Source organism: Planomonospora parontospora (assembly GCA_014647935.1).
Classification (GTDB): domain Bacteria; phylum Actinomycetota; class Actinomycetes; order Streptosporangiales; family Streptosporangiaceae; genus Planomonospora; species Planomonospora parontospora.
Window position 1 is genome coordinate 16,675 of record BMQD01000032.1, and the last position, 13,436, is coordinate 30,110.

The window sequence follows — 13,436 nt, forward strand, 5'->3', positions numbered from 1 at the left end:
GCCGCCCGGATCCGGAGCAAGGCCGAAGGCTCCTCGGCCGGACGTGCGCTAGCTGCGGAAACGGGATGTTTCCGCAGTTGGTGACGAGGTTGACATCTGAGCTGGGGCCGGTAGTTTTGCTGCCCAGTCCAGCACGGGACTGGCCGGTTGGCCGCCTCCGACATCACCGGTTCCTCGCCCCGCGGCGGAGCGTGACTCCGCCCGTACAGCCAGGCGCAGGACCGCTGGTCAGTCGGGTCGGGGCACCCCAACCGGGCGGGGGGAACGGACCCGGGAGGGGCCTGGGCACCCAGTAGACAACGGCAATCCGCGCCCGCCGCCGACGGGACGGAACCGGTCCGAAGGGTTCGTCCGGGCACTCTTTCCGCTCCCGTGCCGGCGACTGCAAGTGTCGGGGTGATCCCCAGGGCATCCGTCCGCCCTGGAGGTCACCCCGCTGCCGTGTCGGGGGTAGCGTTCGCCTAGCAGGTCCAACCAGGTCCGGCCAGGCCCGACGTCCGCAAGGAGCCCCCCGTGGTGCAGGAGAAGACGGCCCCTCCGCCGGGGGCTCCCCCGGCGGCGTCGCGGGAGGGCGCCCCGGGCGGTCCCCGGTGGCGGGACCCGCTCGGCCGGACGGCCGCGGTGGCCGCCGGCGGCCTGCTCCTCTTCCTCGCCTTCCCTCCCCTCGGGTTCTGGTTCCTGGCTCCGCTCGGCGCGGCCCTCGTGATCCGGGCCGTGCACGGCGCCCGCCCCCGCCGCGCCGCCTGGCTGGGCTTCGCCGGGGGACTCGCCTTCCTCGGCCCCGGTCTGCACTGGGTCACCCCCATCGGGGTGGACGCCTGGCTGGGCCTGATCGCTCTGGAGAGCCTCTTCTACGCCGCCTGGGCCGCCGGCACCGCCCTGGTCGTCCGGCTGCCCCTGTGGCCGTTGTGGAGCGCCGCGCTCTGGGTGGCCATGGAGTGGGCGCGGGGGACCTTCCCCTTCGGCGGGTTCCCCTGGGCGCGGGTCGCCTTCAGCCAGGGCGGGTCGGTCTTCACGCCGTACGCGGCGCTGGGCGGAGCGCCGCTGGTCAGCTTCGCGGTGGTGCTCTGCGGAGGGCTGCTCGCCCTCGCCTCGCTGCGGGCGCCCGGTCCTCCGGGACGCCGCGGCCGGGCGGGCGCCCCGCCGGCGGCCCCGGCCGCCGCTCCGGCCCCCGCCCCGCCCGTCGAGCGGCTCCCCGTCCGGTCCTCCGCGCGCTCCGCGGCGCTGCCCATCGCCCTGCCGCTCGCCCTGCCCGTCGCTCTGCCGCTCGCCGGGGCCCTGGCCGTCCCGGCCGCGGCCTTCGCCGTGCCCCGTCCCGGCGACGAGGGCAGGAGCGTGACCGTCGGGGTGATCCAGGGCAACGTGCCCGGCCGGGGGATGACCCCGCTGGGCGACGAGCCCGCCGTGGTCCTGCGCAACCACACCGGCAAGCTCCACGAGATGGCGCGGGCCGTACGGGAGGGCGCGATGGCCCGGCCGGACGTGGTGGTGCTGCCGGAGAACTCCACCGACATCGACCCCTACCGCAGCGAGACGGCCCGCGCCGAGATCGACGCCGCGGTCAGGGACGTCGGCGTGCCCGTCCTGGTCGGAGCCGTGGTGGGCGTCGGCGAGAAGAACCGGGCCACCCGCAGCCTGGTGTGGGACCCGGTCACCGGCCCCGGCGCCTACTACGACAAGCAGAAGCTGGTGCCGTTCGGCGAGTTCACCCCGATGCAGGACCTCGTGCTCGCCCTGTTCGAGCGGGCCGGCCTGGTCGGCAAGCAGTCGGTGCCCGGCACCCGCGACGGCGACCTGAGGCTCGGGCCGGTCACCGTCGGAGCGGTCAACTGCTACGAGGTGGCCTTCGACGGCGTCGTCCGCGGCACCGTCCGGACCGGCGCCAGCCCGCTGGTGGTGCAGACCAACAACGCGACCTACGCGCTGACCGGCCTGCCCGCCCAGCAGCTGGCCATGTCCCAGTTGCGCGCCGTGGAGCACAACCGGGCGGTGGTCACCGCCGCGATCACCGGCATCTCCGCCTCCGTGACCCCGGAGGGCGAGGTGGTCTGGCGGACCCGCGAGCTGGTCCAGGACATGGCGGTGCTGGAGATACCGGTCCGCACGCGGAAGACGGTGGCCACCAGGGTTGGCGCGCTACCCGAGTGGGCCCTGATACTGGTGGGTACGGCCGCGCTGGCCGCGGTTCCGGTCCTCCGGCGACGCGGCTCGGCGCGTCCGGTGACACGCAGTGACGATCAGCAGGTGGGAGACGTGTGATGGAGCGGATGGTCGGCCGGGTGCTCGTCATCGTCCCGACGTACAACGAGCGGGAGAACCTCCCGGTGATCGTCGAGCGGGTCCGCGCGGCGGTGCCCGAGGCGCACCTGCTGGTCGCCGACGACGCCAGCCCCGACGGCACCGGTGAGATCGCCGACGCGCTGGCGGCCGAGGACGACCACGTCCACGTGCTCCACCGGCCCGGCAAGCAGGGGCTCGGCGCCGCCTACATCGCGGGGTTCCGCTGGGGCCTGGCCGAGGGCTACGACGTGCTCGTGGAGATGGACGCCGACGGCTCTCACCAGCCGGAAGAGCTGCCCAAGCTGCTGCACGCGCTGGCCGACGGGGCCGACCTGTCCATCGGGTCCCGCTGGGTGCCCGGCGGCAAGGTGGTCAACTGGCCCGGTTCGCGGGAGTTCCTGTCCCGCGGCGCGAACGTCTACACCCGGATGATGCTCGGCATGCCGGTCCGCGACGCCACCGCGGGCTTCCGCGCGTACCGGGCCTCCACCCTGGAGAAGATCGGCCTGGACGACGTCGAGTCGCAGGGCTACTGCTTCCAGGTGGACCTGACCCTGCGCACGGTCCGCCACGGCCTGCGCGTCGCCGAGGTGCCGATCACCTTCGTGGAGCGCACCGTCGGCGCCAGCAAGATGAGCCGGGACGTCATCGCCGAGGCGCTGTGGCGGGTCACCCTGTGGGGTGTGACCGGCCTGCCGCGGAGGCTGCGCCGCTCCCGCTAGTCCGCGCTCCCGCTGGTCCGCGCTCCCGCTGGTCCGCCGCCGGATCGGGCGCGCACGTTTCGGCGGCCCGGACCGGCGGAAGATACAGGAACGACCTCAGGGTCACGTACCGGCGGCCGGAGGACCTTCCGCCCTCCGGCCCACACCATGGAGAGCGCCCCCCGACTCTTTGAGAGAAGGGGCCATGACGGATACCGCTCAGACCACCCGGCGGCCGCGCGAGCGCGCACGGTCCGGAGCCGGTACGGCCGGGCGAAAGCCCGCGGCGAAGCCGGTGGAAACCGTGCAGTCCGTAGACCCCGTGGACCCCGTGGACCCCGTGGGGCTCACGGGAGAGCGGCGCGCCGCCGGGGCGCTCACCCTGACCCTGCCCATGATCACGCTGGAGTTCCGGCCGCCGCGGGTCGGCGGGCGGGAGGTCGGCCGCGTCGTCGGGGCCGCCAGGGCGTTCCTGCCCGCGCTCCCGTCGCGGGAACGCCTCGCCTACTACGGAGGGCTCGGCGCGCTCGCCGCGTTCGGCCTGGTCGAATGGCCCGTGGCGGCCGCCATCGGCGTCGGAACGGTGATCGCCCGGCGCTCCCGGAACGGCGGCGGGGAGAACCTCCGCGCGCCGGTGTGACCACGGCGCCGTGACGACGCGCTCGCCGGGCCGCGACGCCGCGGCCCGGCCTTGCCCGCCCGCAGAATCCAGGTCCGCTGGAGAGTGAATGTTCCTGTCACGGTTGCTCGCCGTCCCCGCCGACGTCCTCCGGGACGTCGTGCCGGACGTGCTCTCGAGCGTCCTGCCCCGCTCCCGCCGCGTGCGGGCCTGCCCGGGCGGGGTCCGGATCGACCTGCACGTGATCGGCGGACCGGGCACGGAGACGGCCGCGCGGCGGCTCGAAGCACGGCTGCGCGCGGTGGACGGAGTCGAGCGGGCGGAGGTCAACGGCGCCCTCGGCTGCGTCTTCGTCGGCACCGGTGCGGACCGGTCCGGCCACGAGGAGCTGCTGTCGATCGTCACCGGACTGGACGGGGACCCGACCGTCACCGGACTGGACGGGGATCCGACCGTCACCGGACCGGACACGGACGCGGGCCCGGAGCCGGACACCGGCGGCGGAGGCCCGCACCGGCCCCGGATCCGGGTGGCGGAGCGGCACGCACGCGCCGCGGCCCGCCTCTTCGCGGAGCTGACCGGGGCCGGGCTGGCGCTCGCCGGGAAGGCGGTGCGGCTGCCGAGGCTGTCCCCGGCGGTGCCGGCCCTGCTGCACCTGGCCGACTCCACCCCGATCGTCCGGGAGGAGCTGAACCGCCGGATCGGCCGTCCCGCCACCGACACGCTGTTCACCGTAGGCCACCTCGTCGGCCAGACGCTCGCCCTGAGCCCGTCGGCACTGCTCGTCCACGCGGCGGGATCGGTCGTCCACTACGCCGAGGCGCGCGCCGCGCGGTGCGCCTGGCGGAGGCTGGAACAGGACCTGGCCCGCGTCGGGGGCGCCTACCGCCACATCGCGAAGCCGTCGCTCCCGCGCCCGGCCCCTCTGCCCCGGGGCCCGATCGAGCGGTACGCGGACGTCGCGGCCCCGGTGACGCTGGGAGCCTACGCCGCGACGAGACTCCTCAGCCGCAGCGGCCGCCGGAGCCACGCCATGATGGTCGCGGCCACGCCCAAGCAGGCGAAGCTGGGCCGCCACGCCTTCGCGGGCGCGGTCGGCCGCGCCCTGGGCAGACGCGGCGCGGTGGTGCTCGACCGCCACGCCCTGCGCCGCATGGACCGCGTCGACACGGTCGTCCTCGACGCGGCGGTCCTGCTCACCGGCGCGTGGACGGTCGAGCGCGTCCTGCGGATCGCGGACCCGGCCGGTGACCCGTACGGCGCGGCGGGCGGGAGGAGCCGCGCGGACGGGACCGACCGAGCCGGCGGGGACGGCGCGAGCGGGGAAGACGGAACCGGCGGGGACGGCGCGGGCCGGGTGGACGACGGCACGCTGCACGCGCGGCTGCACGCCCTGCTCGACCCGGGCGATCCCGGCGCGCGCCGGGAGGACGGGGAGTGGGCCGTCGGACCGGCGACCGGTACGGGCGGGCCGGCCGCCCGGGAGATCCAGGCCTGGCGCGCCCGGGGGCTGAGGCCCGTGGTCGTGACCCTGCGGGGCGAGCCGGTCGCCGTCGCCGCGCTGACGCGGGAGCTCCACCCGCTGGCCGAGGCGCTCGTCGCCGCCGCCGGGGCCGCGGGCACCGTACTGCTGGCGGGAGGGGACCGCGGTCTCGCCGCGCGCTTCTCGGCTCGCCGGATCGCTCCCGGCGGAGCAAGGACGGCGGCCGCGATCCGCGCGCTCCAGGTCGGGGGGCACGCCGTCGCCGTGGTGTCGCGGGGCGGGTCCCGGGACCTGCGCGACGCGCTGGCCCGGGCCGACCTCGGCATCGGGGTGGCGGACCGGCCCGGCCGCGTGCCCTGGGACGCGGACGTGCTCGGCGATCTCGACGGAGCCCACCTGCTGCTGAGCTGCCTGCCGGAGGCCGCCAGGACGAGCCGGCGGAGCGTACGGCTCGGCGTCGCCGGAGCGGGCGTCGGCGCGCTGCTGGCCGTCGCCGGACCCGAGGCGGCGTCCTCCCACCGGGCGCACCTGGTGAGCCACTGCGTCTCGCTGGCCGCGCTCGCCCTGGGAGAGCTGTCGGGCCGCGCCGCCGGGCGGACGCCGGTCCCGGTCCGCGCCGACGGCACGCCCTGGTACGCCATGTCGGCCGCCGACGTCCTCACCCGGCTCGGCTCCTCGTCCGACGGCATCGCCGAGGAGGACGCCGCCGGGCGCAGGACGGAGGCGGCGGGGGAGGAGGAGCGGCCCGGAGGGGGGCCGCGCTCGCTGGTCCGCGCGTCCGCACAGGAGCTGGCCAACCCCATGACGCCGGTCCTGGCGGCCGGGGCGGGCATGTCCGCGCTGATCGGCTCGGTACTGGACGCGCTGCTGATCGGCGGGGTGACGGTCGTCAGCGCGTTCGTGGGCGGGGCGCAGCGGGTCAGCGCCGACCGGGCGCTGCGCCGCCTCACCGAGGACTCCTCCGTCCCCGTGCGGCTGCGCCGGCCCGGCGGGCACACGCGGACCTCCGCGGCGGCGCTGGTCCCGGGCGACGTGATCGAGCTGCGCGCCGGCGACGCCGTACCGGCCGACTGCCGGGTGCTGGACGCGACGGGCCTGGAGGTCGACGAGTCGCCGCTCACCGGGGAGTCGCAGCTGGTCGCCAAGACCGCGGCGCCCACGGTGGCGTCCGCCGTCGCCGAACGCAGCTGCATGCTCTACCAGGGCACGACGGTGGCCGCGGGCGGGGGGCGCGCGGTGGTCGTCGCGACGGGCGGGGCGACCGAGGCGGGCCGGGGGGCCAGGCTGGCCGCGGGGCCGCGCCCGCCGACCGGGGTGGAGCTCCGGCTGCGTGAACTGGGCAGGAGGATCCTGCCGCTCTCCGCCGGTTCCGGTCTCGCCCTGCTCGCCGTCGACCTGCTCCGCGGCCGCCCGCTGGCGGCGGGGCTCGCGCCCGCGGTGAGCCTGGCCGTGGCGGCCGTCCCCGAAGGGCTCCCCTTCATCGCCACGGTCGCGGAGCTGGCCGCCGCGCGGCGGCTGTCGAAGCGCGCCGCGCTGGTGCGCAACCCTTCGACGATCGAGGCGCTGGGCCGGGTGAACGTCCTGTGCTTCGACAAGACGGGAACGCTCACCGAGGGGCGCATCACGCTGCGGCGCGTCTCCGACGGGCGCACGGGGTACTCCGTCGAGGAGCCGCAGGCCGGGCTGCGGCCGATCGTCGCCGCGGCGCTGCGGGCGAGCCCCCGCGCGGGCGGGGGGAGGGTCATCGCCCATCCCACCGACCGAGCCGTCGTCGACGGCGCGCATCGGCTGGGAGTGACCCCGGAGGAGGGGCTGACCGCCTGGCGGCGGGTCGACGAGCTGCCCTTCGAACCGGAACGCGGCTACCACGCCGTGCTCGGCGTGAGCGGCTCCGGGCACCTGCTGAGCGTCAAGGGCGCCCCGGAGATCGTGCTCGACCGGTGCACGACGGTGCTCCGGGACGCGCGGGCCGTCCCCCTCGGCGAGGAGCTCAGGCTGGAGCTGGAGCGGGAGGTCGACGCGCTCGCCCGGCAGGGCCACCGGGTGCTCGCGGTGGCCCAGCGGCCCGCCTCCGACCGGCGCGACCTCGACGGGTCCCGGGTCGGCGGGCTGTGCTTCCTCGGCTTCCTGGGCCTGGCCGACCCGGTACGGCCCGCCGCCGCCGAGAGCGTCGGGCGCCTGACCAGGGCCGGCGTCCGGGTCGTCATGGTCACCGGGGACCACCCGAGCACCGCCGAGGCGATCGCCGCCGAGCTCGGCGTGCTGAACGGCCTGCGCGTCATGACCGGCCCCGAGATGGACGACGTCGACGACGAGATCCTGACGAAGGCGCTGCCCGAGGTCGCGGTGTTCGCCCGCGCCACCCCGGCGCACAAGACACGGATCGTCTCCTGCCTGCGCCAGGCCGGCGAGACCGTGGCGGTCACCGGCGACGGGGCCAACGACGCCCCCGCGATCCGCGCGGCGGACGTCGGGATCGCCCTCGGCTCCCGCGCCACGCCGGCCGCCCGGACGGCGGCGGACGTCGTGGTGACCGACGACCGCATCGAGACGATCGTCGACGCGATCATCGAGGGCAGGTCCATGTGGAGCTCGGTCCGCGACTCCCTGAGCATCCTGCTCGGCGGCAACATCGGCGAGATCGCCTTCACGGTCGGCTCCAACCTGCTCACCGGCCGCAGCGCGCTGAACGCCCGGCAGCTGCTGCTGGTCAACCTGCTGACCGACATGCTGCCCGCCCTGGTGGTGGCCGTACGGCCCCCGGCCGCGGCGAGTCCGGAGCGGCTGATGGCCGAGGGGCCGGAGGGCTCGCTCGGCGCCTCCCTGACCCGCGACATCCACCTGCGGGCCGTCACCACCGCGGCCGCCGCGGCGGCGGCCTGGCTGGCCGGCCGGCTGACCGGAACCCGCGGGCGGGCGGACACGATCGGGCTGGTCGCCCTGGTCGCGGCGCAGCTGCTGCAGACCCTCGCCAAAGGCGGGCGGGACCCGGTGGTCGTGCTCGCGGCGCTGGCCTCCCTCGCCGCCCTGGGCCTCGTCGTCTCGACTCCGGGGGTCAGCCGGTTCTTCGGTTCACGCCCCCTCGGACCCCTCGGGTGGTCCATCGGCCTCGGCGGCGCCGCCGTCGCCACGGTCCTGGGGGCGGCGGCCGAGCGGTTGCTGCGCGGCGGTGAGCCCGCGGCCCGGCGGCGGGAGGGCGCCGCCGGGCCGGCCGGCCCGGCGGCGCGCACCGTCGACCGGGAGGAATGAGAAAGCACGCGCGGGCCGGTTCCACGCCGCGGACCCGGCTGCGAATCCGGCCGGGAACGCGGTCCGCGGACCCGGCCCCGAGCGGCTCCGACCCCTGGGGGTTCCCATGAGCGACTTCCTGTCATCCCTTCTCGCCAAGGCGGCGGTCATCGTGATCGAGGTGCTGACCACGCGGCTGGTCGAGGCGCTCATCGCCTTCGTGGCGCGCCGCTTCGCCGCGCGGGCGGCCTGAGCGCCCCGCCGTTCCCCGATCCGCGGCCGCCGTCCTACGGCCGCCGCGCGACCAGGAGCAGCCGGGGGCTGCCGAGCCGGAACGGCGCGCCGTCGGCGTCGCCGTACAACCCGACGCCGGCGAACCCGGCCGCGGAGACCAGCCGGACGACCTCCGCCGCGGTGTAGACGTGCTGCACGGAGGTCCCGCGGTGCTCCTCGGCGCCCCGGCGGAAGGTGAAGGAGGTGATCCAGCGGCCGCCGGCCGCGTCGTACTCGTTGACCGAGACGGCCTCGATCCCGCCGAGCGTCATCGGCGGCTCCTCCAGGACCAGGCCGGGCAGCAGCGACTCGGCCACGAACCCGTAGTCCAGGACCAGCGTGCCTCCCGGGGCGACGAGACCGGCGAGGCCGGCGAGGAACCCCTGGGTTCCGGCGTGCTCCAGGTAGCCGAAGGCGTTGCCCATGCAGATCGCCGCATCGGCGCGGACGTCGGAGGGCAGGGCCCGCATGTCGCCCAGGCGCAGGTCGACGTCGAGTCCTTCCCGCTCGGCGGTGTGACGGGCGTACCCGACGGCCTCGGCCGAGACGTCCAGGCCGGTGACCCGGAAACCGCGCCGGGCGAGTTCGAGGGCGTGCCGTCCGCTGCCGCAGGCCACGTCCAGCACCAGCGCGCCGGGACGCAGCCCGGCCAGGCGGGTGACGAAGTCGACCTCGGCCGCGGTCGCCTGCTGCGGTACGGCCGCCCGCCAGAAGGCGTTGGGCAGCTCGGTGAAGAAGTCCGCGTACCACGCGGACAGGGAGTCGTGCGACATTCCGTGTGCTCCAGATCAGGTGCGCGGCGACCGGCGCCGCGCGGGCGAGAGGATCTCTGCGGGACCGGGGCACGACGGGCGGACGCGTGTCGGCACGCACCGCACTGGCCGATGGAACGGCCGGGTCGTCATCCGCCCCGGGGTGACCGGGCGGTGACCATGGCATCGCCTTCTCATGATCGGCCGGACGGGACCGGCGGGAACGAGTACGGCCAGCGTACGATCCGCCCGGCGGCTTTTCAACGGGATAACCCTGCAGGGGCGGGGCCGCCGGCGCCGTGAGCGGAGCGGACGTCAGGCGTGGGCGGGTCGTTCGTGCTGGGCGTGGGCCGGCGACTCCAGCTGCAGGGTGGCGTGGTGCAGGTCGAAACGGTCCTTGAGGCACTCCTGCAGGACGTCCAGCAGCCGCGGGGCGTGGCCGTCGGTGAAGCACTCGTCGTCGATGACGATGTGCGCGCTGAGCGCGGCCAGGCCCGAGGTGACGGTCCAGGCGTGCAGGTCGTGCACGGCCCGTACGTGCGGCACCGCCAGCAGCTGCGCGCGGACCCGGTCCAGGTCCAGATGGGCGGGGGTGGCCTCCAGGAGCACGTTGACGGCCGCGTGCAGCAGCTTGAGCGCGCGCGGCACGATGAGCAGGCCGATCAGCACCGCGACGACGGCGTCGGCGCGGGTGAACCCGGTCAGGTGGGCCACGACCGCGGCGGCGATGACGCCCACGGAGGTGAGCGCGTCGGTGGCCACCTCCAGGAAGGCGCCGCGCAGGTTGAGACTCTCGCCCTGCACGCCGATCAGCACCAGCATCGAGGCCAGGTTGCCGACCAGGCCGACGACGCCGAAGAGCAGCATGGAGCCGGTGGCGAGGTGCGGAGCCTCCGCCGAGACCAGGCGGGAGACCGCCTCGTACAGCACGTACGCCCCGAGGCCGAAGAGCACCGCGGCGTTGACGGCCGCGGCCAGGATCTCGGCCCGGGCCAGGCCGAAGGTGCGCCTCGAGGTGGCCGGGCGGGCGGCCAGGACGATGGCCGCCAGGGCCAGGGCGATGCCGGCGCTGTCGGTGAGCATGTGCCCGGCGTCGGCCAGCAGCGCGATGCTGCCCGAGGCCAGTGCCCCGGCCACCTGCACGAGCATGACGGTGCCGGTGATGGCCAGCACGCCGACCAGGCGCCCGCGGTGGCGGCCGGTCGGACTCAGCTGCCCGTGCCCGTGCCCGTGCCCGTGGCCGTGGCCGTGCGCGTGGTCGGTCCCCACGAACGGTCCTCCTTCACTGATCCGGGGAACGGCTTCAACGGCCGCGTGCCGGGGACGATCCGCGTGCCGGAGCGGTGGTGTCCAGGGCGGTGGTGTCCGGGGCGGGCAGGCGGCCCAGGCCGGGCACGAAGCGGCCCACCCGTGCGGCATACCCCTGGTAGGCGGGGCCATGAGCGGCCAGCAGGTAGGGCTCCTCCACCGCGCGCACCTGCAGTTCGACCGCGGCCGCCAGCACGGCCAGGGCGAGTACGGCGACCGGGTTGGGCACCATCAGCGTCAGCCCGGCACTGGTGGCGACCATCGCGGTGAAGATCGGGTTGCGGGCGAGCGCGAACGGGCCGCCGGTGACCAGATCGGTGCGCTCGCCGGCATCCACGCCGATCCGCCAGGAGGCGCCCATGGCCAGCTGGGCGGCCAGCGTGGCCGCGGTGCCGGAAAGGGCGATCACCAGTCCGGCGGCCGCCACCGCCGGGTGGTCGAGGAGGGCCAGGTCGGCCATGCCGGCTGTGGCGGCGACCGGCCCGGCCAGACCCAGCGCGATCGCCGCCACGAACGCCGTCTTGGCCCACCAGGCCACCGATCCGGCCGGACCGGCGTCCAGACGCAGGCCGGTGTCGCCGGTCCGGCGCCGGTGCACCACGGTGCGCCAGCCGAAGGCCAGGCCCATGGCCACCACATACACGATGAGCGCGGTAACGGCCATGGTCAGTCCTCGTCGTCGGCGCGGCGGGCAGGGGCGGAGAGGGCGGCCATCAGCAGCAGCCCTCGGTCTCGGCGGTGGTGCAGCTGCGTTCGGCGTCGGCGGCGACCGCGACCACGGCGGTGCGCAGGTCGTCCAGGGCGTGGCCGAGCCGGGCGTCGGCCAGTTCGTAGCGGGTGCGCCGGCCCACGGGCGCGGACACGACCAGGCCGCAGTCGCGCAGGCACGCCAGATGGTTGGACAGGCGGGTGCGGGAGATGCCCAGGGTCTCGGCCAGCTCGGCCGGATGGGCGGGTGCCTCACGCAGCGCGAGGAGGATGCGGCAGCGGATCGGGTCGGCCAGCGCGCGGCCGAACCGGGCCAGGACCTCGATCTCGGGGGCGATCGTCAACATACCGCGATAGTACAGGAAATCCTGAATTCAGGGAATTATGTATATTCGAACGAGGTTCAGCGGCCCGGTCATCCGCCTGCCGCGGCGGAGGGCGCGCCAGCGTGCCGCCGACGCCTCCGCGGGCGACGGTCAGTGCGGCGCCGCGAGCGGTCCCGGGACTCGTCCGTTCGACATCGGTTTGATCATGGCGAACGGACGAATCCCGGAAAAGACGAGGTCTCCCCATATGCGGCGAGGGCCGGGTCCTCCACCGGGGGAGGACCCGGCCCTCGGAAGGGGGTGCGGGGTCTCCGCCACCCGGAGATCCTCACCCCTCCCGGATGAGGGATGCGTCCGGGAGGGGCGGGAGCCCGTCGTTCCGGCCGGAGACGCGGTACCTGGCGGCGAGGGCGTCCAGCGACCAGGAACCGCCGCCGGTCACGGCCAGCAGGAGGAAGGACCAGGAGAAGAGGGCGGCGGCCTCACCTCCGTTGACCATGGGGAACAGCCCGCCGGGCTGGTGCACGACGAAGTAGGCGTAGGCCATGGTCCCCGAGCAGAGCAGCGCGGCGGCGCGGGTGGCCAGGCCGAGCATCACCAGGCCGCCCGCACCGAGTTCGATCACCGCCGCCCACCATCCGGGCCATTCGGCGAACTCCGGGGCCCGCCCGCCGTGCGGGCCGCCGAGGACGCCGAACAGGGTGGCCGCCCCGTGACAGGCGAACAGCAACCCGATCGCCGTCCGGGCCAGCGACAGCGCCGTGTCGCGGATCAGGTCCATGTCAGACCCGCTGCCAGAGCGCGGGGACGTTCGGCGGTTCCCAGCCCGCGATGGCGGTGTGCGCCTGGAGGCACCGGTAGGTCGCGCCGCCGTAGGTGACCTGGGAGCCCGCCGTGTAGGCGGTGCCCGCCTTCCAGGTCCCGCCCGGCGTCACGGTCGGTGTCGGGGTGGGCGTGGGGCTCTGCGTCGGAGTGGGTGTCGGGGTGGGTGTGGGGGTGGTCCCGCCGCCGCCGATCTGCAGGTCGATGCAGGCGTAGAAGGCGTTGGCGGTGTCGGCGATGTTCCAGATGGCCAGGACCTTCTGCCGGCCGCTGAACCCGGCCAGGTTCACCGCGTGCGACACGGTCGCGCCGGGCTGCCTGCCGCCGTCGTTGAAGGTGGCGATCCGGGTGTTGCCGATGTAGTACTCCCACGTGCTGGTGGCGTGGCGGGCGGTCAGCACCCAGTTGAAGGTGACGCCGGTGCCGACGGGGGTCGCGGGCCACGCCTTGCTCTCGTCGCTGAGCTGGGCGAACCGGGCGACGCCGCCGTGGCAGTTGCGCTGGCCCTTGGGTCCCTCCACGCTCTGCGGCTCGTAGACGATGGGGCCGCAGCCGGTGACGCGGCCCTGGGCGCACATGGCCTGGCGGCTGGGCGGGGACGACACGTACCCGTGGGCCAGGGCCGGTGCGGCGGTGAGGACGGTGGCTCCGAAGGTGACGAACGCCGTTGCGACGATCATCGCTGTTCTTCGCATGGTTGCTCCTTGGCTGGGGGGCTGCCAGGAACATAAAGGAAAGTTTCCTAACAGTAAACCGATGGCTGACTTTTCCTGATATTTAATGTCATGAACGAACTTCGCCCCAGGTGTCCGTGCCACCGGGAGAAGGGGGATCCCGCGGCCGTCCTGCGGCGGCTTCGCCCGGGCGGGCCGCCCCCGGGGAAGCGGCGACCGCGAGGTGGAGCCGTGCTCGGACCGCGGCGGCCGTGGCCGCCCG

The 13,436-nt window shown here is 75.4% G+C and carries 11 protein-coding genes; 5 read left to right on the plus strand and 6 right to left on the minus strand.

Features of this window, described 5'->3' with window-relative positions; all coding sequences use genetic code 11:
* The first annotated feature begins 513 nt into the window (after nucleotides 1-513).
* The 5 genes from lnt to IEZ07_RS36075 all read left to right on the plus strand — a co-directional run bounded on the left by lnt (nucleotide 514) and on the right by IEZ07_RS36075 (nucleotide 8,564).
* Nucleotides 514-2,259 carry an apolipoprotein N-acyltransferase gene (gene lnt, locus IEZ07_RS31295; RefSeq protein ID WP_191898105.1) on the plus strand — a complete coding sequence of 582 codons (1,746 nt, stop codon included), beginning with the start codon at nucleotides 514-516 and terminating at the stop codon, nucleotides 2,257-2,259.
* Entirely contained in the window at nucleotides 2,259-3,002 is a 744-nt protein-coding gene (locus tag IEZ07_RS31300; RefSeq protein ID WP_189236337.1) for a polyprenol monophosphomannose synthase, read from the plus strand. Before lnt ends, IEZ07_RS31300 begins: the two co-directional genes overlap by 1 nt.
* A gap of 283 nt (nucleotides 3,003-3,285) precedes the next feature.
* Nucleotides 3,286-3,621 carry a hypothetical protein gene (locus IEZ07_RS31305; protein ID WP_191898106.1) on the plus strand — a complete coding sequence of 112 codons (336 nt, stop codon included), beginning with the start codon at nucleotides 3,286-3,288 and terminating at the stop codon, nucleotides 3,619-3,621.
* An 88-nt stretch (nucleotides 3,622-3,709) separates the two neighbouring features.
* Entirely contained in the window at nucleotides 3,710-8,332 is a 4,623-nt protein-coding gene (locus IEZ07_RS31310) for a cation-translocating P-type ATPase (protein ID WP_191898107.1), read from the plus strand.
* Between the two features lie 106 nt (nucleotides 8,333-8,438).
* Entirely contained in the window at nucleotides 8,439-8,564 is a 126-nt protein-coding gene (locus IEZ07_RS36075; RefSeq protein ID WP_268245585.1) for a hypothetical protein, read from the plus strand.
* 34 nt (nucleotides 8,565-8,598) lie between these two features.
* On the opposite strand, the gene IEZ07_RS31315 is transcribed toward IEZ07_RS36075, so the two are convergent.
* The 6 genes from IEZ07_RS31315 to IEZ07_RS31340 all read right to left on the minus strand — a co-directional run bounded on the left by IEZ07_RS31315 (nucleotide 8,599) and on the right by IEZ07_RS31340 (nucleotide 13,195).
* Entirely contained in the window at nucleotides 8,599-9,357 is a 759-nt protein-coding gene (locus IEZ07_RS31315) for an SAM-dependent methyltransferase (protein ID WP_191898108.1), read from the minus strand.
* Between the two features lie 294 nt (nucleotides 9,358-9,651).
* Nucleotides 9,652-10,605, minus strand: coding sequence for a cation diffusion facilitator family transporter (locus IEZ07_RS31320; RefSeq protein ID WP_239321103.1), 954 nt, complete (start codon nucleotides 10,603-10,605; stop codon nucleotides 9,652-9,654).
* A gap of 34 nt (nucleotides 10,606-10,639) precedes the next feature.
* Nucleotides 10,640-11,308, minus strand: coding sequence for a methyltransferase family protein (locus IEZ07_RS31325; protein WP_191898110.1), 669 nt, complete (start codon nucleotides 11,306-11,308; stop codon nucleotides 10,640-10,642).
* 49 nt (nucleotides 11,309-11,357) lie between these two features.
* A complete protein-coding gene (locus tag IEZ07_RS31330) occupies nucleotides 11,358-11,699 on the minus strand; it encodes an ArsR/SmtB family transcription factor (RefSeq protein ID WP_068897392.1) in 342 nt (113 codons plus the stop codon).
* A gap of 307 nt (nucleotides 11,700-12,006) precedes the next feature.
* The gene (locus IEZ07_RS31335) at nucleotides 12,007-12,459 is read right to left on the minus strand and encodes a DoxX family protein (RefSeq protein WP_191898111.1); all 453 of its coding nucleotides are present in this window, start codon (nucleotides 12,457-12,459) and stop codon (nucleotides 12,007-12,009) included.
* 1 nt (nucleotide 12,460) lies between these two features.
* Nucleotides 12,461-13,195, minus strand: coding sequence for a lytic polysaccharide monooxygenase (locus IEZ07_RS31340; protein ID WP_068897390.1), 735 nt, complete (start codon nucleotides 13,193-13,195; stop codon nucleotides 12,461-12,463).
* Nucleotides 13,196-13,436: the final 241 nt, after the last annotated feature.